The organism is Haloferax sp. Atlit-109R, from assembly GCF_003665865.1.
Lineage (GTDB): Archaea > Halobacteriota > Halobacteria > Halobacteriales > Haloferacaceae > Haloferax > Haloferax volcanii.
This window is the reverse complement of sequence record NZ_QPLO01000002.1, coordinates 1,417,637-1,440,499: the sequence shown is the minus strand read 5'-3', so window position 1 is coordinate 1,440,499 and position 22,863 is coordinate 1,417,637. Positions and strand designations below refer to the sequence as shown.

At 61.7% G+C, this 22,863-nt stretch carries 18 protein-coding genes and 3 pseudogenes; 9 read left to right on the top strand and 12 right to left on the bottom strand.

The genetic code is table 11. The features are described 5' to 3' along the window. Nucleotide 1: 1 nt before the first annotated feature. From DVK03_RS15655 to DVK03_RS15645, 3 genes are read right to left on the bottom strand one after another with little or no spacing between them, the layout of a single operon-like run. Nucleotides 2-2,638 (bottom strand): ATP-binding cassette domain-containing protein, encoded by a 2,637-nt coding sequence (locus DVK03_RS15655; protein ID WP_115803523.1) that lies wholly within the window; start codon nucleotides 2,636-2,638, stop codon nucleotides 2-4. After that, entirely contained in the window at nucleotides 2,635-3,633 is a 999-nt protein-coding gene (locus DVK03_RS15650) for an ABC transporter permease (protein WP_004061560.1), read from the bottom strand. The genes DVK03_RS15655 and DVK03_RS15650 overlap by 4 nt, the downstream gene beginning before the upstream one ends. Before the next feature lie 4 nt (nucleotides 3,634-3,637). Then, entirely contained in the window at nucleotides 3,638-5,284 is a 1,647-nt protein-coding gene (locus DVK03_RS15645; protein ID WP_233521822.1) for an ABC transporter substrate-binding protein, read from the bottom strand. A gap of 403 nt (nucleotides 5,285-5,687) precedes the next feature. Between DVK03_RS15645 and DVK03_RS20540 the strand changes: the two are divergent. After that, nucleotides 5,688-5,801 (top strand): annotated as a pseudogene (locus tag DVK03_RS20540) (transcriptional regulator TrmB); the annotation flags it as partial. Nucleotides 5,802-5,843: 42 nt separating this feature from the next. Here DVK03_RS20540 and DVK03_RS20290 read toward each other — a convergent pair. Next, nucleotides 5,844-6,290: a hypothetical protein gene (locus tag DVK03_RS20290; protein WP_223174126.1), complete on the bottom strand. Its 447-nt coding sequence runs from the start codon at nucleotides 6,288-6,290 to the stop codon at nucleotides 5,844-5,846. Nucleotides 6,291-6,803: 513 nt separating this feature from the next. Between DVK03_RS20290 and DVK03_RS15630 the strand changes: the two genes are divergently transcribed. The 3 genes from DVK03_RS15630 to DVK03_RS15620 all read left to right on the top strand — a co-directional run bounded on the left by DVK03_RS15630 (nucleotide 6,804) and on the right by DVK03_RS15620 (nucleotide 9,078). Beyond that, complete coding sequence (locus DVK03_RS15630) at nucleotides 6,804-7,613, top strand: hypothetical protein (RefSeq protein WP_115803525.1); 810 nt, start codon at nucleotides 6,804-6,806, stop codon at nucleotides 7,611-7,613. A 92-nt stretch (nucleotides 7,614-7,705) separates the two neighbouring features. Further along, on the top strand, nucleotides 7,706-8,158 hold the full coding sequence (locus DVK03_RS15625) for a helix-turn-helix domain-containing protein (protein WP_004061567.1): 453 nt from the start codon (nucleotides 7,706-7,708) through the stop codon (nucleotides 8,156-8,158). 272 nt (nucleotides 8,159-8,430) lie between these two features. Continuing rightward, entirely contained in the window at nucleotides 8,431-9,078 is a 648-nt protein-coding gene (locus tag DVK03_RS15620) for a hypothetical protein (RefSeq protein WP_231896230.1), read from the top strand. Between the two features lie 19 nt (nucleotides 9,079-9,097). On the opposite strand, the gene DVK03_RS15615 is transcribed toward DVK03_RS15620, so the two are convergent. After that, nucleotides 9,098-10,000 carry a helix-turn-helix domain-containing protein gene (locus tag DVK03_RS15615; RefSeq protein WP_115803526.1) on the bottom strand — a complete coding sequence of 301 codons (903 nt, stop codon included), beginning with the start codon at nucleotides 9,998-10,000 and terminating at the stop codon, nucleotides 9,098-9,100. Nucleotides 10,001-10,126: 126 nt separating this feature from the next. Between DVK03_RS15615 and DVK03_RS15610 the strand changes: the two genes are divergently transcribed. The 3 genes and pseudogenes from DVK03_RS15610 to DVK03_RS20630 form a co-directional block, all read left to right on the top strand. Then, nucleotides 10,127-11,596, top strand: coding sequence for a M23 family metallopeptidase (locus DVK03_RS15610; protein ID WP_115803527.1), 1,470 nt, complete (start codon nucleotides 10,127-10,129; stop codon nucleotides 11,594-11,596). 121 nt (nucleotides 11,597-11,717) lie between these two features. Beyond that, nucleotides 11,718-13,085 (top strand): DUF6498-containing protein, encoded by a 1,368-nt coding sequence (locus tag DVK03_RS15605; protein WP_115803528.1) that lies wholly within the window; start codon nucleotides 11,718-11,720, stop codon nucleotides 13,083-13,085. Further along, nucleotides 13,073-13,177 (top strand): annotated as a pseudogene (locus DVK03_RS20630) (IS5/IS1182 family transposase); the annotation flags it as partial. The gene DVK03_RS15605 and the pseudogene DVK03_RS20630, both read left to right, overlap by 13 nt. Before the next feature lie 578 nt (nucleotides 13,178-13,755). Here DVK03_RS20630 and DVK03_RS15595 read toward each other — a convergent pair. The 5 genes and pseudogenes from DVK03_RS15595 to nikR all read right to left on the bottom strand — a co-directional run. Continuing rightward, nucleotides 13,756-13,971, bottom strand: a pseudogene (locus DVK03_RS15595) (hypothetical protein); the annotation flags it as partial. Nucleotides 13,972-14,054: 83 nt separating this feature from the next. After that, nucleotides 14,055-14,231, bottom strand: a complete 177-nt coding sequence (locus tag DVK03_RS19840; RefSeq protein WP_158599090.1) for a hypothetical protein — start codon at nucleotides 14,229-14,231, stop codon at nucleotides 14,055-14,057. 138 nt (nucleotides 14,232-14,369) lie between these two features. Further along, entirely contained in the window at nucleotides 14,370-14,657 is a 288-nt protein-coding gene (locus DVK03_RS15590) for a hypothetical protein (protein ID WP_004061579.1), read from the bottom strand. A 283-nt stretch (nucleotides 14,658-14,940) separates the two neighbouring features. Then, nucleotides 14,941-15,783 carry a halocyanin domain-containing protein gene (locus DVK03_RS20285; protein WP_115803708.1) on the bottom strand — a complete coding sequence of 281 codons (843 nt, stop codon included), beginning with the start codon at nucleotides 15,781-15,783 and terminating at the stop codon, nucleotides 14,941-14,943. A gap of 659 nt (nucleotides 15,784-16,442) precedes the next feature. After that, entirely contained in the window at nucleotides 16,443-16,871 is a 429-nt protein-coding gene (gene nikR, locus DVK03_RS15580; protein WP_004041006.1) for a nickel-responsive transcriptional regulator NikR, read from the bottom strand. Nucleotides 16,872-17,467: 596 nt separating this feature from the next. Here nikR and DVK03_RS15575 point away from each other — a divergent pair. After that, on the top strand, nucleotides 17,468-18,508 hold the full coding sequence (locus DVK03_RS15575) for an ABC transporter substrate-binding protein (protein WP_115803709.1): 1,041 nt from the start codon (nucleotides 17,468-17,470) through the stop codon (nucleotides 18,506-18,508). A gap of 339 nt (nucleotides 18,509-18,847) precedes the next feature. On the opposite strand, the gene DVK03_RS15570 is transcribed toward DVK03_RS15575, so the two are convergent. Both DVK03_RS15570 and DVK03_RS15565 read right to left on the bottom strand, forming a co-directional pair. Further along, nucleotides 18,848-20,449, bottom strand: coding sequence for an oleate hydratase (locus DVK03_RS15570; protein WP_115803529.1), 1,602 nt, complete (start codon nucleotides 20,447-20,449; stop codon nucleotides 18,848-18,850). Between the two features lie 168 nt (nucleotides 20,450-20,617). After that, nucleotides 20,618-21,271 (bottom strand): helix-turn-helix domain-containing protein, encoded by a 654-nt coding sequence (locus DVK03_RS15565; RefSeq protein ID WP_004041009.1) that lies wholly within the window; start codon nucleotides 21,269-21,271, stop codon nucleotides 20,618-20,620. A 289-nt stretch (nucleotides 21,272-21,560) separates the two neighbouring features. On the opposite strand from DVK03_RS15565, the gene DVK03_RS15560 reads away from it, so the two are divergent. Then, nucleotides 21,561-22,694, top strand: coding sequence for an aminotransferase class V-fold PLP-dependent enzyme (locus DVK03_RS15560; RefSeq protein WP_115803530.1), 1,134 nt, complete (start codon nucleotides 21,561-21,563; stop codon nucleotides 22,692-22,694). The last annotated feature ends 169 nt before the right edge of the window (nucleotides 22,695-22,863 follow it).

Sequence of the window (22,863 nt, the reverse complement as noted above, 5' to 3'; positions counted from 1 at the left end):
GTCATCGTTCTGCGTGCGGTTCGTCGACCTCTGCGGGCGCGTTCTCAGCGATATCGTCAGCCGCGTTCGCGTCTGCCGCTGTCGGTGACCTGCCGGCGTGGAGCGCCCTCGTCGCGTCGACGAGCGTTCGCGTCTCCTCGTGGGACGGCGTCGAAAGAAGCGTCGCTGGGGGGCCGCTCTCGACGATGCGACCGGCAGCGAGGACGGCGAGCCGGTCGGCGAACTCGCTGGCGGCGGCGATGTCGTGTGTCACGTGAAGCAGCGTGATGTCTCGGGCCGCGACGAGGTCGTACAGGAGTTCCAAGAGGTCGCGGCGGAGCGGTGCGTCCAGCATCGAGGTTGGCTCGTCCGCGACGAGGACCGCCGGTTCGAGAACGACGGCGCGAGCGATGGCGACGCGCTGCCGCTCGCCCCCGGAGAGCGCGGTGGGTCGCCGCCCCGCGTAGTCTTCGGCCGGCGCGAGGCCCACGTCGGAAAGCGCGTCGAGCACGCGGGCGTCGCGGTCGCCCGGCTCGCCGATGTCGTGGATGTCGAGCGGCTCACGAACGGCGCACCCGACCGTTCGGTTCGGCGACAGCGAGGCGTAGGGGTCCTGAAACAGATAGTGGACCGTCCGCCCGAGCGACGTGCGGTCGGTCGCGGCCCACGACGGGACCGACCGACCCTCGACGGCGACGGTCCCCTCGTCGGGGGTGACGAGTCCGGCGGCCATGCGGCCGAGCGTGCTCTTTCCCGCACCGCTCTCACCGACCAGCGCGACCGATTCGCCGCGGCTGACGCGGAGATGTACCCCCCGAAGCACCGCGTCGCCGTCGTACGACTTCGCAACGCCGTCGTATTCGAGGTGGGCGTCGCCCGTGTCTGCGGACCCCGAGTCCGTGGGTGCAGTGGAATCCCCGGAGGCACCCCGCGATGCGCCGATATCGGACGGGAGCGTCGGTCGCGCGCCGAGCAGTTCGTTCGTGTACGGGTGGTCGGGCGACTCGTGGAGTCTGTCGGTCTCACCGACCTCTACGACGTGGCCGTCTCGAACGACGGCGATTCGGTCGGCGACGCGAGCGACCGACGAGAGGTCGTGGGTGACCATGACCAGCGAGAAGCCGAGTCGGGCCTGAAGCGATTCGAGCAGGTCGAGCAGTCGAATCGTCGTCACCGTGTCGAGGCCGGTCGTCGGCTCGTCGGCGACGAGCACGTCCGGGTCGTTCGCGAGGGCGGCGGCGATGACGCCCCGCTGACGCATCCCGCCGCTCAGTTCGTGGGGGTATCGCCCGTGACTCTCGGCGGCTAACCCCACGTCCGTCAACACGTCTTCGGCGCGTTCGCGGGCGTCGTCGCGGGAGCAGTCGCGGTGGGCGACCACCGCCTCGACGACCTGTTCGCGGAGCGTCCGCCTCGGGTCGAGCGCGTTCATCGCCTCCTGCGGGACGAACGCGACGGCGTCTCCACGGAAGTCGGCCATCGTCGGGGACCGGGCGGCCCCCGCGTCGTCGATGCGGTCGGTCCGGAGCGTCACGGACCCCGAGGCGACACGTCCGGGCGGGTCGAGAAGCGCGAGGAGCGCGAGCGCGAGACTGCTCTTTCCGCTCCCCGACTCGCCGACGACGCCGAGGGTCTCCCCGCGGCCCACCGAGAGGTTCACGTCGTCGACCGCGGTCGGGGCGGTATCGTCGTCGCCGTAGACGACGGTGAGGTCGGTCACGTCGAGGACCGGAGCCGAATCGGGGGCCGGCGGCATTACGGTGAGTTCCGGGCCGTCGTCGACGGCGGTCGCGGCGCGCCGGTCGCCCGCGGTGCGCCGCTCGATACCGAGCGCGAGAAAGGTAAACGAGAGCACGCTTCCGCCGATGGCGACGCCCGGCGGGAGCACCCACCACGACCACGCGTCGGTGAGGAAGGCGCTCCGCTGTTGGGCGTAGAACAGTATCGTCCCCCACGAGGGGGCGGTCGGGTCGCCGAGGCCGAGGAAGCTCAGCGACGCTTCGAGGAGTATGGCCGAACTCGCGGCCTTTGCGAACTGGGCGACCGCGATGGGCAACAGCGCGGGGACGACGTAGTGTCGGGCGATGTAGGTCGGCGAGGCGCCCATCGACCGCGACGCCCGCACGAAGGTCCGCGCTCGAATCGAGAGCACCTGCGAGCGAAGCTCTCGGGCGGGACGCGCCCACATCACCGCGACGAGGACGCCCACGGTCGTCGCCAGACTCGGGCCGAGCACCGCGGCGGCGACGATAACGAGCGGCAAAAACGGGAGGGTCAACACCACGTCGACGACGCGCATCAACACCGTCTCGGTCCGCCCGCCGACGACGCCCGCCGTGACGCCGACCAAAAGCCCGGCGAGCACCGCGAGCGACCCGGCGAGCAGGCCGACCAAAAGCGACACGCGCGCCCCGACGAGGAGGAGCGAGAGGAGGTCGTGTCCGGCGTCGTCCGTCCCCAACGGGTGGGCCGAACTCGGCGCTTCGAATGGGTCGCCGACGGCGACGTCCGCGGGGTACGGCGCGAGCATCGGTGCGAACACGGCGATAACACCGATAGACAGCACGCCGGCCGCGCCGACGAAGACGAGCCAGTCGCGCCGCGAGAGGGTGCTCGCCGCGGCGACGAGGCCGCCGAGTCGGGAGGTGGCCGCGCTCACTCGCCGGCCCCCCCATCAGCCGCGCCCGTTCGCGGGTCGACGAGCGGGTACGTGAGGTCGGCGAGGACGTTGGCGGCGATGACCGTCACGGTGAGGACGAGGAACGCGCCCTGCAAGAGCGGGTAATCGCGGGCGAGCGCCGCGTCGTAGACGAGCATCCCGAGTCCGGGATACGAGAACACGGTCTCGACGACGACCGCGCCGCCGACGAGCGTTCCCAACTGAAGGGTAAAGCGCGTGTAGATGGGCAGCAGGGCGTTCGGGAGCGCGTGTCTGAACAGAATCGCTCGCTCGGAGAGTCCCTTCGCCCGCTCGAACCGGACGAAGTCGGCGTCCGTCGTCGTGAGGACGGAGCCGCGGGCGACGAGGTAGATGCCGCCGGTCCGGGCGAGCGTGAGCGTGGCCAGCGGGAGCGCGAGATGCATCGCGCGGTCGACGAGCGTGTCGAAGACCCCCGTCGTCCCCGCGACCGAGGCGATGCCGTAGGAGGGGAACCAGCCGAGCCGGAACGCGAACACCGAGACGAACAGCATACCGACCCAGAACGCGGGCGTCGAGTTGGCGGCGACGAGGGCGGTCAGGAGCGCCGCGTCCGTCTCGGACCCCTCGTTCCACGCGCTCCACGCGCCGAGGAGCGTCCCCACCAGCGTCGACACGACGAGCGTGAGACCGACGAGCACGAGCGTCGAGGGGAGGTGTTCGAGGATGACGGCGGCGACCGGCCGCCCGAACATCACCGACGAGCCGAGGTCGCCGCGCACGATTCCGAGCAGGTAGTCCACGTACTGGATATGAAGCGGCTGGTCGAGGCCGTACGTCGCCAGCAGTTCCCGTCGCTGGGCGGCCGACAGGTCGGCGACCGCCTGCCCGACGACGTACCGAAGCGGGTCGCCCGGCGCGAGGTGCGGGAGCGCGAAATTGACCGTTAGCGCCGCGAGAAGCGTCGCGCCGTACTCGACGACGCCGCGTCCGACCGCCCGGAAGTGCGCGGTCATGGGCTCAGTCGAACGACCGGGTCACGGCCGTGCCGCGTTCGTCTTCGGGGAGGAGCGACCACTTGTGATGGATGCCGAAGCCGGGCGACTCGGCCCACGCGTCGTGCGCCTCGGGGTCGTAGCCCCAGCGCGGCTCGGGGTACCACAACACGAGCGACGTGGGCTGGCTGTTGAACAGGCGCTGCATCTCGAAGAGCACCTCCTTTCGGGCCTCGACGGTCGTCGTCTGTCGCCACTCGTCGTAGAGGGCGTCCCACTCGGGGTAGTCGATGTCGTTCCGCCAGAGGTAGCCCGAGCGGTGGGACATGACGAACTGGTCGGGGTCGGCGACGCCGTGCGGCGAGATGTCGCTGACGTACATATCGAAGTCGCGGGAGCCGAACAGGCTCCCAATCGAGCCGGGGTCGAGCGTCCTGACCTCGACCTCGATACCCACTTCGAGGAGGTCGGCGGCGACCATCTCGGCGGCGCGAATCCACGTGGGCTGGTTCGACGCGACTTTCAGCGAGAACGACAGCGGGTCGCCGGCCTCCGTCTCGCGGACGCCGTCGCCGTCGTCGTCGGTGAAGCCGAGTTCGTCGAGCGTCGCCCGAGCACTCTCCGGGTCGTACGGCGTCGACAGGTCGGGTGCCGTCCACGGCGATTCGGGGTGCGGATAGCCCTCGACGCCGGGGCGCGCCATCCCGAGCGTGACGGTCTCCGTAATCGCTTCCCGGTCGATGGCGTCCGAGACCGCGCCGCGGAACGCGTGCTGGTCGAACGGCTCGCGCTCGTAGTTGATTCGGATTTCGACGAGCGAGAGCCAATCGGTTCGAACGACGTCGACCGACTCCGAGGACTCGAACCGGTCGATGGCCTCAGGCGGAATCTCGACGTTCGCCGTGTCGACTTCGCCGGTCTCCAACGCCGTGAAGATGGTCGAGTGGTCCTTGATAATCGGGACCAAAAGCTCGTCGACGAGCGGTGCCCCGCCGAAGTAGTCGTCGTTGGCGACGAATCGGAGCCGCTCGCCCGCCTCGTAGTCGACCAGTTCGTACGGACCGGTCCCGACTGGGTACTCGGCGTACGTGTAGGGGTCGTCGACGCTCTCCCAGATGTGCGCCGGGAGGATGGGGAGGTCCGCGAACGTGATGTCCGCCAGCGTCGGTGCGGGGTACGCGCACTCGAACCGGACCGTCTCGTCGTCGACCGCTTCGATGGCGTCGATTTCGGGGGCGTCGCTCACGTGGTGCGTGTAGCGATTCGGCTCGGCGTCGCGGAAGTAGCGATAGGTGAACACCACGTCGTCGGCGGTGAACGGTTCGCCGTCGTGCCACGTGGCGTCCGGGCGAACGGTCGCGGTCCACGTCGTCTCGTCGACTTGCGTCGTCTCCGTCGCCAGCCCCGGCATCGGGTCTTCGACGTACGGCGACGGCGCGAGCAGGCGGTCGTACACGAGGTCCTTCAGCCAGTCGAACGAGCTGCCGCTACTCACGTAGATGTTCAGCGGCGAGCTCGGGTCGGCGTCGGTCGCAATGCGGAGCGTCGTCGACTCGCCGTCCCCGCCGAGGTCCTCGGCAGCACCGGTACAGCCGGCGAGTCCCGTGAGCCCCGCGAGCGCGGTGGCTCCAGTCTTCAGGGTCGTACGCCGCGTTAAGTTCCTGTTTTTCATCATTTGTTTAGGTCGGCCTAAATCATATAGAGTTTCCGATTTAGGTGGGCCAAAAGTACCTGAATTCGGGGATTAAACAGCCCATTGAACCGGATAATGGCAATTGGCTGTCTAGTTCGGAGCGCGTGGTGACAGCAATGGGCGTCCGTTCACCGACGATAATGACAATAATACAATATATTCGAGGGAGGCGGGTCGGGGGAGTTGATGAGTAAGGACCGTCTCCAATATTCGAAGATTAGATGTCTCCCTCAGAGCGCTTGCAATTGCTGACGTGCTAACTGCCACGTCGCTCACACAACGTGGTGCGCTCACACGGCAGAGGTCAGATGAACACTAAGTATGATTTCTGTGTCGCTCGCCAGCTTGATTGTGCTGCACTCACGGCGTCAACACAACTGGTCTCGAGGGCGTGCTGCGCTATCTTGAGACGCACGGCGAGGTCGATGACGGCCGACTCCCGGAGCGGGACGGGTTCCAGCAGTTGGCGGCTGACTACGGTGTGCGACTACCTCGAAATCCGATATCACCATTATTTTTATTGAAATTCTCTCGTCTCTCATCCGGTTGGGAGCGCGAGGAGAAACGCGAAAAACGCTAATGGGATGACGAAGACCGCAGCGTACCAGAGTGCCGCGGTGACGAGTAACAACCACGTGCCGAGTCCGTAGTTGGTTGGGTCCCAATCAATGCCAACCCGCGGTAAGCCGATAACCGAAGTCAGTGGCAGCACACCCATGTATGCAATCGTGAGTACGAACGCCATAGCCAGCAGTGCATTCGAGAGCGCGGCACCCTCTGTACTCGTTGTCGTGAAAACAATGCCAGTACCGATCGCGAATGGGACCGACAGCGCAATAGCGACGAGGAGATAGCTTGCGACCGTGGAGCGTACTGGTGGGAGTCCGTGGAATAATGAACGAATTCGGCTGCTGAGTAGGATCGGGCTCCACAGTACCGCAGCGACGAGTCCGGACCCGAACACGAGAGCGAGCGTGTCGAACATCGGTACCTACTGGACCAACACCCGTATGACTCAAAAGCATACAGGAGACTTAAAACCGATTTTGAACAGCGGCTCTGCTTAGCTGAGCGCTTATTCTTGGAAAAGAGCAACCAATACACGCATCCCCGTGCTCACGTCGGCATTCTTCACCCGTCTCTTCGATGAATACGAGTCGCTCAACTGGCGCGAATTGGTGCGTGACTCCCGCTGTCCCGAGTGTCGTCAACACTGTCCGTCGAGTATATCGATCACTCGTTTGTCGCGTCTACTGATCATCGATAGGGTTCGGAACGGTTCTCTCTCACGGAACTGGTCGAACGATAGATGATACTGACGTAGTATCACGAGTCGGCAGTTGTCGCCGGGCGGGATGCTTCAACACCCCGATAGCTCAAATCGAAACTGTGCTCTGCGTCGTATCCACGAAACAGGCGTGAGAAGGGGCCAGATGGTTAAATACGATTTTGATACTACGTTCGACCTAAGATATCACAGCGGTAACTCGTAGATACGATGGTCACTGCCTCCGCATTCAAAGATGGAGTAAGCGCCCTCCGCGCGAATCCGGTCCTGCTCATCGCTGGCCTGTTCGTCGGGGCAGGCAGCCAGCTGCAATACGTCGACCACCTCATCGAGTCGCCGTATCTCTCGGTGAGCGTGTCGCTCGCCTGGCTGATCGTCTTCCCGTTCGTTATCGGCGGGTTCATCGGCACTGCCCGAGCTGCGATCGACGGCACAGACCCGTCCCTCACTCACTTTTTCACGGTAGCCCGGACTCATTACTTTCGGCTGCTCCTTGCAACGGTGGTGTTCGTGCTACTCGTGTTTGGAACCGCGGTCGGATTTGGACTCATCGGGTTCATCCTCGGTGTCGGTTCGATGGCGCTCACCGCGATTCACGAGATGGCTGCGTTCGCAGCAGGCGTCATCTCGCTGCTCGTCTGGCTCGTGTCGATCCTTGGTGTCATTATGTTCGTGCAGTTTTACGACACGGCAATCGTCATCGAAAACGCGAGTGTCACTGCTGCGTTCCGGAGAAGTGTTGGGCTCGTTCGCTCGAACCTGAAAAGCGTCACTGGATTCTCCGCGACGTGGCTCGTCCTGCTGAACGTCTTCTTTGTTCCCGAATACCTGGTCCAGTTGACGATGACAGACGCTGGCCCAGCTGACGCATTACCGATCGAGTTCGGGATTCCGATTGCTGTCCTGCTCCCGATCGGAATCGCTCTTTCCGCGGTCGGCTTCGCGTACTTCTACACGGTGTACACGGCCTACTATCTGCGATTAATCGCTGCCTCAACTGAGACTCCGGACTCAGTATGACCATCCACCAACAATTACGTACGATAGTTTCGAACAGCCACCGAACAGATCAAACCCCCGCAATCGCCGCCCGCAGAAACTAACCAAACCCTATGTCACGGATCCTCCCGACACGAACTGACGCGACCGTTGAACGAAGCGATACGCCGGCCGTCCTGAGTCTCGACGACGACGGGACGCGAGACGTGATCGAAGCACTGTCTTCCGAGACCGCCTACGAGATTTTTCGACTGCTCAACGAAACGCCGGCGACACCGTCACGGATCGCTACTCAGCTCGACCAGAGCGTGCAGAACGTCCATTACCACTTGGAGCATCTCGAATCGGCCGGCGTAATCAAAGTTGCGGACACCTGCTATTCGGAGAAAGGCCGGGAGATGAGCGTCTACGTCGTTTCTGAAGACCCGACACTGCTCTTTCTCGGCACCGAGGACGATCGGCCGAGTCTCAAACGCGCGTTCAAATCCTTCGCCTCACTGCTTGGTCCACCGTCGATCCTGCTTGCCGCCGGCGAATGCATCTCCCGGTTCGTTACTGCCGAATGAGTAAACATACCGACACACCGGTCCGAGCTTCTACTGCCGGCGACCCAACCGCGGATGACGCGGCACCGACGATCAAGGCCCGAGACGATGTCGATGGCTGTGGGTGTCTTGATTGCCGCAATATCAAGACCCCTGCAACTCGTCGAAGCGTTCTCGATTCGTTAGTCTGGTCCGTTCGCCTGTTTCGGTCCTATCCGTCAATCGTCGTTTTCGCGGGTGTGATCATTTTTGCTAGACGGCTTCTCGAAACGGACGGTATCGACGCGCTTCCGATGCCCGCAATCGCCGTGGTTGAGACTCTGACGGCGTTTGCGTTCATCATCTTGATCCGTGCCTACGTAGGAACGATCGTCGCCGGTGAACTGACCGGCGAGCCCGTCACGAGACGTGAGGGGTTACATCGAAGCCTCGCTCGGACGCCATCACTAGTCGGAGTCGTCATTCTCACCGTATTCTTGGTGATGACGGTTCCGTTCTTCTTAGCACTACCACTCTTCCTTATCGTCGGTGTGCTCCCGGTCATACCGGGAGAGACGATCAGTTTCCCCGTCGCCGCAGCGGTGGGTGGAATCGCCTTTGTCGTGCCGTTTCTGTTTCTCCTGTACAAGTTCTGGTTCGCACTCGAGGCGTGTGTTATCGGCCAGTACGGCCCGCTTAGATCATTCCGCATGAGTTGGCGCATCACGACGAACTACCGAGGCAGATTCGTGCTTATCGGGGTGATGGTGATCGGAAGCGCAGTCAGCCTCTTTCTCCCGACATATCTCCCCGAGATTGGGACGAGTCTAGCCTCGTTAAACCCCGTTTCGAGCGTCATCTCATCGAGTGTCAGTGAGCTACTCTCGATCGTGTGGGCGAGCGCCTACGCGCACATCTACGTCCAAGGTATCGTGTCGTCATCTACGCTACGACCGACCTAACGAACGGCCATCAAGCCAGTTATTCAACGGCAGCAGAACAGATGTTGAGGTCGTCGCTGACAGTAATCTCAGCGACGACGTCGTCATACGTGATGCTGATCGTGGCATAGAACGGGTCGCCGGAGCTGACCCAACCGGTTACGTCAGGGAGCACTCGCTCCGTCGCTCGCATGCTACTCGACTTACTGAGCGGAACACCAAGCTCGGTCAACGCCTTCGTCACCTGCGGTTCGAACTGGAGTGCACTGACGATATCGACAGTAAGGAACCACGAGCACGTCTCACAGGTGAACTCCGCAGTCGGTGTCGAGTCCTCATCAAGTCGCTCCCGCGGCACAGTGACGCTGGTGATGCCAGCACACGACGGGCATTGGCCCGTGCGAGCCAGTCCGACGTGGTGCATCATCCGGTCGTAGAGGGCTTTGTAAACCTCCTCTCCCTCACGGACAGCGAGCCCGTTTTTCGGAAACCGGTACGTCGCTCCCCAGAACAGGTCACACGCGGGGCATTCGACGGTGAGAAATTCCTGCTCGTACTTTCCTCGAAGCCCGGATTCACAGTTCGGACAGGACTCCTCAATATCGAAGTCGGCCGGTATCGACTCTGTTGGTCGGTTCGCAATGACTGCCTCGTAGAGCGCGATCGCGCTCGCCGTCGGAACGTATCCCTCCGCCACCTCTTCGATGTAGACGTCGCGGAGCTTTTCGAGGTGGTAGTTGAACTTCCCGCTGTCTTCCATCTCTGTTGCTGCCATCAGTTCGGCGTACGAGAGCGTGCGCTGCTCCCGTACGTCCGAACGTGAATCCGGATCGACTGGCGAGTACCGCTCGAAAAACGCGCGCAGAATGTCGAGTCTGATTTCGTGGCCGAGCAACGCGAACGCCTCCTCCGACGCCGCTCCCCCGCGTTCACTGTTCGTCATACAGACTCGTTGAACGGTGGGGTCATTGAGTGCTCCCCTCCGCGATGCGTGTGAGTTGTTCTTGTGAAGTTGAGCTCACAGAATGCTTACGCACCTGAATACCCATCTCTCACGCAGTACCTACGTATGTCGAATCAAGCTACGTCACCGTCTCTGGGTTCGCGTCTCCGCGAGCGAATCCAGTCTATCAGCCCGTTCTCCCTGACGCTGCTCGGGTTAATCGGGGTCCTTGGAAACCTGGTCCCCCAGCTTGAGATACTCAAGTTGTTCCACCTGTTCTGGTTTTTCGCACTCTGGCCGTTCGTGTCGATGCTACTCAGCGGCACCAAGCAATCGCTCGGATTCGGCGCTGACGACGAGGGTCCCCGAGACTGGCTCGAAATTGACACCGGCTGGCGAGGCCAGATCGCCGTTCTGCTCGGTATCCCACTATCGTTTTTCAATCCACTCGTGTTTCGCCAGGACGCGATGCAACTGCTGGGAAGCCTCGTCGCTATCGGGAGACACCGTGGTTCGCTTCCCAATCCAGAAACGTACGACCAGACCGCGAGCTATCGACTGCCCGTAGAGGGGACGTGGACAGTCGTAAACGGAAGTCCGATCAAAGAGTACTCCCACTCGTGGTTTCCGGCGACCCAGCGCTACGCCTATGACCTCGTGATTACGGACGGAGAAGGGCGCAGCCGTCCAGTAAGCACAGACACGAGAATCGAGAACTACTACTGCTACGACCAGCCCGTCCTCGCACCCGCCGACGGCGTCGTCATCGACGTACACGACGATGGCCCGGAACTCGGCCGAGCCGGTGGATTCTCGCATCCGTTCAAACGGAGTCTGACGGGGAACGCCGTCACGATCCGGCACGCGGAAGACGAGTATAGCAATCTCGCTCATCTCGTCCCGGGGAGCATCGAGGTTGAACCCGGAAATCGGGTGAGGCGCGGCGAGCAAATCGGCCGGTGTGGGCATTCGGGAAACTCCGCAGAGCCACACCTCCACTTCCAACTTCAGGATCACCCGACGTTCGAGATTTCGGCGGGACTACCGGTCCGGTTTGACGACGTTGACGTGAACACGCCGGGGGGAGACGTTGTCGAAGAGACGAGCTGGACGGAACCGGATGGTTCTGGCCGCTACATTCACGTCGGCCAGCGGGTATCACACACGACTGACGGTGAGCCCCATCAGTCCGAGGACACAGCTAGTCCGTTCGAGACGGCTTCCTCGGGGCTTAGTCGCGTCCGGACGCTTGGACGGGTCGCTACGGGTGTCTCCATCGGCGGCTTCGTCACCGTACTCGCGGGGGTTGTCGTGCCATCGTTACAGACGACTGCACTCGCGCTCGCAGGACTGGCCGGTCTTGGACTAGTGTATCAGGCCGGGCGAACCCTCGTGGACGGTACCCGAGTTCGTCTCGGGGTCCTCGGAACAGTTTGTGGTGTCGGCGTGGCGTCGGCGTTGGTCGGTGTCTTTGCCGCCCAAGAGAAACTCCCGACACGTGACTCGTCCGGGGTCGGAACGGGGGTGTTCGCGGCTGGGTTCCTGTTGTACATCGCGGTGTGGGAATACGGGCGGCGAGGAGGTAGAAGCGATTGATTCGTCGCCACGTGGACGACTGCATCGTCACAGAGGCTTTACAGCAGCGGATACACGGGGAAGGTGGCCTATATCGATGAATAATAACTCGGCGGAGCCAGCAGCAAACGATTCGTCTGCCGTGTTTCTGGTGACGGTCGCGGCGAACATCGTCCCGCTGGTCGGCGTGTTCCACCTCGGGTGGAGCGCACAGACGTTCGCGGTCGTCTACGCGATGGAACTGGTCGTCGCCGTCCCGTTCGCCGGGTTGAAGGCGTTGTTCGCGCGCCGCCCGCCGAACTACGACGAACTGGAGCGCCCACAGGAGGGGAACCCGCTCAAACCCGACGAGTGGGGCGGGGTCTCCGCCGGACCGAGCGACCTCAACCGCCGGCGTGGGAACGTGACGGTCGTCGACTCGCTCCCGCCGGTCTACCCCCGGAACGTCCCGTTCGTCTTGCGAGCGTTCGGGGCTGCCGTGGCGCTCGTCGGGATGTTCCTCTTCGTACTGAGCCGGGTCATCGACGTGCCGGCGACGCTCGCCGATCCGATTGTGGCGACGAGCGCCGTCTCCCTGATCGTCTCGCACGTCGGTGTCATCAACCGCGAGTACTTCCGGAAGCGGCGCCACGAGACGAGCACCCCCCGGGACGTGATCGGAAGCGCGAAGAACGAGGCCGGGGTGGCCGTGGTGGTGCTCTGGTTCGCGGCCGCCGGTGGTCCGACCGGCGCGCTGGCCGCGTTCGTCACGGTGAAGCTACTCGCGGAGTGGCGGGACTACCGCGGCGGGCAGTCGTCCGACCCCGACGAGGAGGCGGGGACGCTCCCGCCCGTGGCGGCTCCGGACGCGTCGCCGACGGCTGAGGTCCATCCGAACCGGTGCGCCGTCCGCGGTGCCGCGCTCTGGCGGGGCGCGACATCCGCCGTCGGCGGCGGCCCGGCGTACCTCCTCGCGTGGGTTGGGCTCACCGGCGGATCGACAGGGGCGGTCACCGCCACGGCGGTCTGTTTCGGCCTCCTGCCGGCCGGCCTCGGCGGGCTAAAGGCCGTCGAGTATGCCGTCACTCACGGTACATTGGCGTACCAGCGCCGCGACGATGCGGTAGTCGCGTACGACGACTTCACCGGGGCGGTCCAATGGGCTATCCCCGTCGATGACCTCCGGGACGCCGAGCTGTGCGAGGGAGAGCTCGTCGACCGCGCCTGCGACACCCGAACGTTCTCGCTCATACCGTCCGCGGGGGAGTACGAACTCAGTGTCGCGCACCTCCAGGAGTATGGCCGAGCCGTCGAGGCGTTCGAACTTCCGGTGGAGACGACGGCATTCGGCCCACTCGACCGACGCGTGGCCGGGATAGCGGCCACAGTCGGAGCCTGTGGCATCGCCGTCGTCGCTGGCGTCGGCTACTACGCTCCCTCCATCGCGGCGGTCGCCGCCGGATTCGGCGGCCCGTTGGGCGTCGTCGCTCTCAGATCGGCGTGGCGGTGGGCGCTCCCGGCGACGCCGTGAGAGCGCTCGGCTGGTCTCGACAGTTCCATAAGGTCGTTTTGATGTGCGCCCTCATCAACAGTGAATCGCTACGTGAATCGCTGGAACCGTAACTCAGCATCGCACGAGCATCGGGCGACCTTGCTCCGAGAGGAGGTCGGTCTTTCATCTCGTCGGGCTGGAGGTCCGCAGGACGCTCCTCACAGTACCGGTCGTCTGCTGCCTTGTGATGGCGGTGGAGCCGGTCGGCCGACTGGAGCCGTTCCTTGTTACCCGTGATCGACGTACAAACGGAGAAACCCAAGAGGGGTGATAAGGAAAAATATGTAGACGCTTGTCGAAGTAATCGCAACCACGCTAACGTGGTCTAGAATAGCTAGGAGAACGACAGCGGCGAGAATAATGTCTACTACTCGTCCGGGACGTGTTTTAGAGAGCATTGTAACCATCTATTCAGGTGCAGTTCAAGAAGGCTAAAAGGCATTTTGTTCGGATATATAGCTGCCGAATTTTACAGATATCGACGTATTTGGGGTCGCACTTGGAACGATTTACTGGGAACTCCCCCGTTCGATTTTGGCCTTTGGATAGCTGACCCAACGGAAGCAGGCAGTATCGTTTATACTAACCAAGGGATTCAAGGACATTTTGGTAACGATAGGAAGGCCGCTGTGGAATGAGCTCAAACGAGTCAGGACTCGTCGAGCAACGAGCGAGCCCGCTGCACGTAACTGTTCGCACCCCAGCCACGGGCGTCGCTGATGTCATCGAGGAGCAGCCGTGCCTCGGCAGTCGAGAGCTGTTCAGTTCGAACGAACACCGAGAGCAGCGTCGGCGTCGTGACGAGTCGGGTGTCAGCGAGTGAGGCGTGGATCAAACCAAGTTGGTTGAACTCGTCACAGAGAAACTCATTCGGCTCTCTGGGTGACGTACCGATCTCGTATTCTTTTCTTCCACGGCGGTGCGCATCGAGGTCTTGCGTTTAGTACGTCACCGCTCCACTAGAACAACACCAGGTACAGAGCTGGAACGGTCCTTCGAGATGACCAGTTCAAGGAACCGGCGGACAAGCGTGTCCGGGAAGGCAGTAGTAAGAACACGGTGTGTTGGGTCGGTCTCTGTGATTACGATAGAGCCCGCATCAACACCCGCGAGAATCACGCTCATGGGCCACCGAATCATAGCTGTAAACCGCAGATAGTCGGCGGAGCGTCCGTAATTGGCTTGCAATGTTCGTTCATCGCTATAAGTTGCAACGACCACATCAGTCGCTCGACAGTCGAGACGGCTCGTCCCTGCGGAAAGTTACTCGTCTGCCTGGTTGCCGACCTCTGCAATGACCAGTGCGATTCCGAAAACTAACAGCCCGTAGCCCACGATACCCGCCGCGAACGACTGCTGGGACAGGCCGGCCGTGCTTCCCGCACCGATGCCGCCGCCAAGCATCCCAATCTTCCACGAGGTACCCTCGCCGGACAGGGTTCGAATCGTCTCTGCGTTGTCGAGCGCAAACGCCGTTGTCGTCCCGTATATGAGTGGAATCATTGCCACGAGACCGAGGTTACCGCCGTCAACGACGGCCGTCAACGACATTACGCCCAGACCGACAATCGCCGATAGAACGTACCGAATGGGTCGTCGCACAGCGGCGTATCGTCCGAGCGTTACTTCAATGTCCGAGGTTGTCTCTCGTACGCCATTCGTGTCAGGTTCTGAGGGTTCAACAGAGCCGAGTCGTCTGAAACCCTCTTGTCGAGTTCCGAATCAGCGATAGCATGTCGCGAGCGCACGGGCGTCTCCTGCGTTTCGCACCTTGCGAGAGGGCTCAAAGAACTAGCGCTGTCTAACTCGCTGCCGTCTCAATGAGCGGCAATAGTCATTCGACGATAATCGCTCCTTTCTGGTCGAGTGATCTGTGGGGCTGACAGGCGTAGCGATACGTTCCGCTCTGTTCGAACGTATGTCGGAAGTGGACTCCGGATTCGGGCGTAACCTGACCGGAGTGGATGTCTGAATTCAGGAACACCACGTTGTGCCCGCCGCCGACTCCAGTCCAGTTCCACTCGACCGTCGTACCCGTCGTAATCTTCAGAACCGGGGGGTCGAACGCAAAATGACCGCTGTTTCCCTGCGTTCCGACAGAGACTGTCGCCGTGTCGACGTCGGTTCGGTCAACCACCGTACCGTCGAAGTTGCTGCTGTCGACGACCCACCTGTCGACGGTCTGGTTCCCCGTCGACGGAGGCTCTTTGACGAACACGGCGCCGCGCATCCCTTCGTCTCGGTGCGGTTCCGAGACGAACGGGTACGTCCCTGGTTCTTCGAAGATGTAGTGATAAGATGTCCCCGATTGGGCGTTCGGTCGTCCGCTGTCGAAGGTCCCATCGAGCGCAACGATGTTGTGGAGCCCGCCGTGACCGGTCCAGTCCCAGGTCACATTCGTCATGGGAGCGACTTCGATTACGGGCGGGTCGAACGACAGTCCGTCCTCGACGGGGTGGCCAACCTCAATCGACGGTTGGGAACCAGGCCCGTATCGAAGCGCATCGCCTCGGTAACCGTTGGCATTTGCCAGCCAGTCGTCGATTGACTCGGGGGGTGTCAGGGTTGACTCCGTGGTCGTCGTTGCGGTGGTTTCGGAGTCGTTCGTGCTCGTCGACGACGTCGTACTGGTACTGGCGGCGTTCGATTCACGATTTGTTGTGCTACAACCAGCCATCGCCACGATGCCAGCGAGAGCGGTGCTGCGGAGGAGTTGCCTACGAGTCGGGGACCGTTTCATTGCAGTTTGACGGTCGAGTTATTGTCAAATCAACGCGATGACGCTTCCCCAGCACTGGGAGTACGCCCACACCTACATATGTATAGAGCGTGTAAATTCAGGGTTTTAGTATTGAATGAGAGTCGCGACCGGTCGACCGATTATCTCGTTGTGATTGACAGAACACAGATTCCGTGCGAAGACGAGGAAAGCGACATCCGATACAAGATGGGCGGGAGGACTCGCGGCACCCGTCAACTAGCGACCCCAGCCAAGGCGGCTGGATCGGATTTCCGAGGTCTGAGCGGGAGACATCCAAGACGGATGGCGTCGAGACATAGTGTTGCACGGCCGGGGAAATCGGGACGTACGCGACCGTGACAGTATCGAGCGTCCACCCCCTCCACCGAGATAGCCAGCGACTCCCGTTGCAGCAATCGTGGGTGCGCCTGCCTCCTAGCGCAGTCTTCGACGCGAGATTTGAGCCATTGGTTTTGGCAACTCTCTCGACATATCAACCGGTTCTTGTGAGTTTCCCATCTAGAGCTGATACTAACGAAGATTGAAGTTCGTAGATGTTGCTAGGGGCGGCGTGAACGCAGAGAAGGGCAGCAGAATTAGTTCATGTCGGCCAGCGGGCCGAAGTCGTCGACGGGGAGTACTGAGTAGTCGATTGTGAGCGTGTCCTTCGTCGCTCGAATCTTTCCGACGAACGTCGAGATTTCTTCGAGCGACCCTTCCAACACGAACAGTTCCATGCAATGATGGCCGCCGACGTGGCTATGGAAGTTCGATGCGACGATGTCCTCGTGCTCGTGGCGGAGGTGCATCATTTTCTCCTCGACACTTGTCGTTTCGTAATCGAAAACGACTGTAACGACGCCCATTAACTCTCGGTCTTCGAGTTTCTTGTCCTCGAACTCACCGAGAAGGTTTCGGCTCGCCTCGCGAATTACTTCACTGCGACCAGTATAGCCGTGGTCGTCCGCGAACTGATCGATTCGATTAAGCAATTCCTCCGGCATCGAGACGCTGACCACGCTCATATAACAACATAGGGCGGACAAAATATTAAACATTATCATCCTCAGCTTCGGAAGAACGGTAATTGTGGTCTGCCCGCTCACGATGGAGGGGCACCAACACTCGGTGAAATCGACGCCAAAGGCGAAGAAACGTCGGCGCTCCTCACCGACCGCGTACAGCTCTGTCAGCACTATTTGGGGAACGAGTCGTCCGGGTCGGTTGCAGCGGGAGTTGGTACAATCAAGTCTGTTCGGGATGAGACCGACGACGCGGTCGAGGAGATGAACGCTCCTGACGGCAGAGTGTGTCCGCGTTGCGGACCCGGTCTCACCGAGAGTGGGCCGTCGATGTGCCCACGCCGCGGTGCTCCTCGCTGATGTTTTTTGCCTGCCTAAAATTCGGAACGCTTTTGCGTATTTAGGTGAGCCTAAATCATATGCCAGACGGTTCCAGCGATCACGAGACACCGACGCGACGAGACGCAATCAAGTACGGTGGGGCAGTCATCGGTGGGGGACTGCTCGCTGGCTGTATCGGACAGTCGAACTCTGCGTCACCGTTGACTGAGACAACCGCGAACGACTCGTCAACCGCGACGAAGACCACAGAACCGGAGGTGGAGAGTTATTCGGTGACGATGGCACCAGCCGGTACTATCGAACTCGACGAGGTTCCCAAGAGCGTATTCACCGTTCTCGTTCACCACGCAGACATGGTCGTCGCTCTCGGTCACGGTGATGCCCTCAATGCGATGTACAGCCCGTCCAACTTCGAGGGCAATTACGACAAGCTTCTCGAACGTCTCAATGGAGTCTCGGTCGATTGGTCGAATCTCTACAACTCGTGGAATCCGGACAAGGAAACCCTGTACGAACTCGACAGTCACCTCCACCTAGCCGACCCGGCATACGTCTCGACAATGGATGCGTGGGACACCGCGGATGTCGAGGAAGTCCAAACGGAAATCGCCCCTTGGTTCGGGAACTCCCTCAGTCGGAACCACAGCGAACCGCCGGCAGACTGGGCAGACCAGTACCAGTATTATTCCCTCTGGGATATTTTCGGCAAAGTAGCGCAAGTCTTCCGAGAACAGGAGCGGTACGAAGCGCTCTCCGACGTCAAAACCACTCTCGACTCGACAATCTCGTCGAGTCTCCCAGCAAGCGATAACCGGCCGCAAACGGCGCGAATCATGACGACTCCGGAGCTGGATACCATCTGGACCTTCCACATGAACGGCCCGGGATTCATTCGGTCGCACACGCGTCCGTTCGGCGTCCCCGACGCACTCTCGGATGTGGAAGAGAGCAGCACGATTGACCTGGAGACCCTCGTCGAGACCGATCCGGAAGTCATCCTCGTCGAAAACGCGTTTGCCAGGAGCGACGATTGGCGAGCAGTAAAAAAGGAGTTCCACAACGACCCGGTTGCGGGAGAAATTTCGGCAGTGAAAAACGACCAGGTGTATCCGCTTAGCGCCCGGTACGGCGGCCCAATAATGAACCTCTTCCAGTTAGAGATGGTCTCCAAACAGCTGTATCCGGAGCAGTTCGGTGAGTGGCCTGATTACGACGGTGGTCCGTATCCCGACTTTTCCAAGGAGGAACAACTGTTCGACCGCGAACAGGTCGCGAATATCATCAACGGCGACTTCTAACTGAATTTGACCCCAGGTCCCTCAACGGGCAGAAAGCGGGTCTACCGCAGGTCCGATTCAGTCTCGATGTTGCTGAACGCAAGTCGCGCATCAAAATCAGCCTCCGAGGTTGTTGATCGGTGATAATGCAACAGCCGCACTCACTAGCTCTCGAAGTTCAGGAAGAGCCCTGAAGTCATCAGTAATCAGGAACGGTGCATCCACCTCACGGACCGCGGGCAACTGGCTTCACCGTCGTCGATTCGGCTCGTTGCGAACACAGATATCGCCGTCGAGGAGTTCGAACGCCCTCGGTTCGAGACGGCCGCCGAATCCGAGCCAGCGTCGTCTTCGAGGTCGCTATCTGAAAGCGGCCCGTACCGTGTCGAGAAGCACGTCGGGCTCGTACTGATGGGTGCTCACCGGCGGCACATCGCCCTCGGCGTCGAACAGTTCGTGAACCGCCATCAGTGCCGAGCGAACCGAGTACTCGACGGTGAACACCACGTCGTCGGGAACCTCGGCGAACTGGCCGAGGAACGCGAGATTGTTCGATCCCGCAGGGACGACCTCGGGGCGGTCACCGGGCGTCCGCGGCATGAACTGACTCGTGATGAACGGCATCATACAGGGGATACAGGTGGCCGTCTCGCGGAGCTCTTCGAGACGGTCGGTGTAGCCGAGGTGGTGACAGAGCTCCGCCAGAATCTCCTCGCCCGTACAGTCCTCCATCTTCTTGTTCACGTGATTCCCGCGTTCTTCCGGGAAGAGGCCGTACCCCCAGATGACCTTCACGTCATCCGGCTGGTTCGCGAAGTGGGGCTGGACGGCGGTGACGATGGAGAGCAACCAGTTCGACTCCGTGAACGTCACGAGCGCGTTCCCCGGCTCTTCGCGGGTGACCTCCACGACGTGTTCGAGGAAGTCCGGCTCGCGGAGTGTGAGCGTGAACGACTCCCACTTCGACTCGGGCACGTGGTCGGCGAACACCGAAGGCCTCCCGAACTCGGGGAAGTCGTCCGCGAGTGCCTTCCAGAGTTCGAACGAGGTGCCGCTGTCGTGCAGGTCGGGGGCCTCGGTCATCGACCCGAGGCTCAGCGCGTCCGTCATCGACCCATTCGTCACGAAGACGACGTCGGTCGGCTCGACGGCGATAGTGCCGGCGGAGCCGTCTTGGTCCTCGTAACGGATGGTTTCGACCGTCTTGCCCGCGCGGGCCGGGACGATATCGAGGTCGGTGACGGCGTGGCCACCCAAGAAATCGACGCCGCGTGCCTCCAGCCAGCGGCGGAGCGGTCGTACTACGGAGTCGTACTGGTTGTACTTCGTCCGCGACACGCCGCTCAGCGTGTGGAGTCGGGGAAATTCCCGTGTGAACCGCTGCATGTACCGGCGCATCTCCGCCGCGCTGTGCCACGGCTGGAAGGCGAACGTCGTCGCCCACAGATACCAAAACGTGGTGTCGAAGAAGGTCTCGTCGAACCACTCCTCGATGCGTGTCTCACCGAGCCTCTCCTCGGGAGTGAGAAGGAGGCGGAGCAGCGATAGACGGTGTTGCGTCTCGAACCCGTAGGAGGAGACGTCGAGTATCTCTTGGTCCGCGCCGACGAGGCGGGCCTCGGCGTACGTCTCGTGTTTCTCGTTGAACTCGTCCATCTCCCCCTTGATGGTCGTGTCGGGGTCTTCGAGCGACGGAATCGACCGGAAGAGGTTCCACGTACACTCGTAGGTCGGAAAGTTGAACATGCGGCCGCCGGGTAGGACGTAGCCCTCCTCGGGGGTTCCGCGCCCGTCGAGCGCGCCGCCGAACACCTGCCGCTTTTCCAGCACGTGAACGTTCTCGCCCGGTATCTCGGTGTCTCGAAGGAGGAACGCGGCCCCGGCGAGAGACGCGATGCCGCCGCCGACGAAGTAGGCGTCGCGTTCGGCCGCGTCCGCTTCGGTGCCGACCGTATCGGTCACGCGCAGGTCACCCCGTCAACCGTCGTCATGCGGCGGCCTACCCGCCGATTCGGGTGGCGTCCGACGCCGTCAACGGGGAGGTTTCGCACCCGTGATTGTAGCTTCGATGCCATGTCTGTATCCCGGGGGCGTGCGGCGATAAGTACTGACTCTAACCTGTTGTGGTGTTTAAGACGTCTTTTTATCTGAGGCGACAGTGTGCCGGACGAGTCGGTCTTGTGCCCGCCGGAGTCGCTCGGAGACGGACGGGGCGGTGACGCCGAGTTCGGCCCCCAACTCCGCCAGCGAAGTCGTTCGCGGAACGGAGAAGTAACCCGCCTCGTGGGCGGCGAGCAGCGTTTCGCGCTGTTTCGCGGTGAGTCCGTACTCGTTGCTGTCCGAGGGGGCGACGTCGACGACGCGGTCGAGTCGGAACGTGATACCGTTCTCTTCGCAGTCCTTGTTGAACTCGGCGAGCGTCGCTCGGTCGGAGAGCCGCGTCCGCACGTCCCATCCGCTCGGGGTTATCGTCGCTGAAATGGGGGCGGTGTCCAGCCGGATAAACTCCGTGTAGATGGCCGGCGGCCGCTCCGAGAGTTCGACGCGATAGAGACGGCGGTCCACGGTCGACCCGAGCACGCTGTGAGTCGCCACCGACGCGTCCCGTAACGCCGCGTCGACCGAGTCCAACCGGCCGCCATCAGCCCAGAAGATAAGCACCGGTCGGCTCCGCGCGGACGTCAGCGTGTTCTCTACCCGGAGGGTCACGTCCGGTACGGCGGCGGCGACGTCGGTCAGCGGCAACCGCTCCGAGACGAGACGACACTCGACGACGAGGGTCATGGTCAGTGGAAGACGACGGACGAGGTCCCCAAAAGTCCTGAGGTCAGAACGTCTCGGCTCGCTCTGTTTGATGAACCCGCGTTGACTTCGTGTCGACATCGATCACCGCCGACGCGTGTGCGACGACACCCATCGCCGGCGCAGAGATAACCTCTCCAAGTACCTCACGAAGCACGGTGCGGAGGGACGTTCTCGATAGTGGATACAGATACCCGGTCGGCTTAGGAGATAAGCTCGACACAGAATGCTTCGGGCGAATTACTAAGTCGGCTCTAGGGCTACGAGACTCATGGCGGATTGGAATGCGGATTTCGGGCCGTTCGATGGACATACTTGGCTGAACTGCGCCCATCAAGGGCCCTTACCGAAGCGAGCCGTCGAGGCGGTTGACGATGCGGTTACATTGAAACGAGCGCCCCATCGGCTCCCAGAACAGGCCTTTCGCGAGGTACCAGCCGGGGTCAAACGGGCACTCGGGACACTCATCAACGCCTCTCCCGACGAAATTATCCTCGGAAACAGCTTCTCGTACGGGCTGCACCTGCTGATTCACGGGCTTGAGTGGAACGAAGGTGATGAAGTAATCCTCGTCGAGGGTGATTTCCCGGCGACAATTCTCCCGTGGCATCTGCTCGAATCCCAGGGGGTCCAACTGCGGTTCGTCGATGCCGAGTGTTCGACACCCTTGACACAGCAGCTCGCCGAGACAGCGACCCCGCGGACGCGCGCCTTCTGTACGACGTGGGTGGACTCGTTCACTGGGCGGCGGCTCGATATCGACGAGATCGGAACCGTCTGTCACGAACACGACGTGCTCTTCGTGCTAAACGGCTCGCAGGGCGTTGGGGCGCGGCCGATTGACGTATCGCGAACACCGGTCGATGTGCTCATCAGTTGTGGCTACAAGTGGCTCTGCGGACCGTACGGCACGGGCTTTACGTGGCTCACACCGGAGGTCCTCGATGCGCTTGGTCCAGTGAACGCTTATTGGTTATCGATGCAAGCCGGAACGACGCTGGACGAAATGCAGAATCTGTCGCTTGATACGGAACTCGGTGCGTCCGGATACGACGTCTTTGGAACGGCGAACTTCAACAACTTCATGCCCTGGACTGCGGCGGTCGAGTATTTGACCGGAATCGGCATCGAGCAGATCAGCACTCATGGCGAGCGACTCGTCGGTCAGCTCATCGAGGGGGCTGAATCGAGTTCGTTCGAGGTTGTAACGCCGGAAGACCCTCAACGGCACGCCAACATCGTCGTACTCAGCCATTCGTCGGAAAGCGTGGCCCGTGAAACCCATCGAGCGCTTGCGGATGCTGGCATCCATACAGCCTTGCGCGAAGGGAATATTCGTGTCAGTCCTCACGTGTACAACACGCACGCCGAAATCGATGGGCTGGTCGAGCGACTGCCGAAATAATCCAGGCTCGCCATGGTGTCGCGCAGATCCGTGGAACTGTCAATTGAGCGCTCGTCACACGGGAGCAATCGAACGATTTCAGTTGGGAATCGCATGCAAGATTCGCGCCCCGAATCAGCACAACGTACAGTATTGGCCCGCGGCCGACACGGTATGCCGCCGAGTGACC

Coding starts and splice junctions, on each gene's coding strand:
- DVK03_RS15650 (WP_004061560.1), bottom strand. CDS start 3,633: ATGACCGCGCACTTCCGGGCGGTCGGACGCGGCGTCGTCGAGTACGGC.
- DVK03_RS15645 (WP_233521822.1), bottom strand. CDS start 5,284: ATGAAAAACAGGAACTTAACGCGGCGTACGACCCTGAAGACTGGAGCC.
- DVK03_RS20290 (WP_223174126.1), bottom strand. CDS start 6,290: ATGTTCGACACGCTCGCTCTCGTGTTCGGGTCCGGACTCGTCGCTGCG.
- DVK03_RS15630 (WP_115803525.1), top strand. CDS start 6,804: ATGGTCACTGCCTCCGCATTCAAAGATGGAGTAAGCGCCCTCCGCGCG.
- DVK03_RS15625 (WP_004061567.1), top strand. CDS start 7,706: ATGTCACGGATCCTCCCGACACGAACTGACGCGACCGTTGAACGAAGC.
- DVK03_RS15620 (WP_231896230.1), top strand. CDS start 8,431: ATGCCCGCAATCGCCGTGGTTGAGACTCTGACGGCGTTTGCGTTCATC.
- DVK03_RS15615 (WP_115803526.1), bottom strand. CDS start 10,000: ATGACGAACAGTGAACGCGGGGGAGCGGCGTCGGAGGAGGCGTTCGCG.
- DVK03_RS15610 (WP_115803527.1), top strand. CDS start 10,127: ATGTCGAATCAAGCTACGTCACCGTCTCTGGGTTCGCGTCTCCGCGAG.
- DVK03_RS19840 (WP_158599090.1), bottom strand. CDS start 14,231: ATGAGCGTGATTCTCGCGGGTGTTGATGCGGGCTCTATCGTAATCACA.
- DVK03_RS15590 (WP_004061579.1), bottom strand. CDS start 14,657: ATGTCGTTGACGGCCGTCGTTGACGGCGGTAACCTCGGTCTCGTGGCA.
- DVK03_RS20285 (WP_115803708.1), bottom strand. CDS start 15,783: ATGGCTGGTTGTAGCACAACAAATCGTGAATCGAACGCCGCCAGTACC.
- nikR (WP_004041006.1), bottom strand. CDS start 16,871: ATGAGCGTGGTCAGCGTCTCGATGCCGGAGGAATTGCTTAATCGAATC.
- DVK03_RS15565 (WP_004041009.1), bottom strand. CDS start 21,271: ATGACCCTCGTCGTCGAGTGTCGTCTCGTCTCGGAGCGGTTGCCGCTG.
- DVK03_RS15560 (WP_115803530.1), top strand. CDS start 21,561: ATGGCGGATTGGAATGCGGATTTCGGGCCGTTCGATGGACATACTTGG.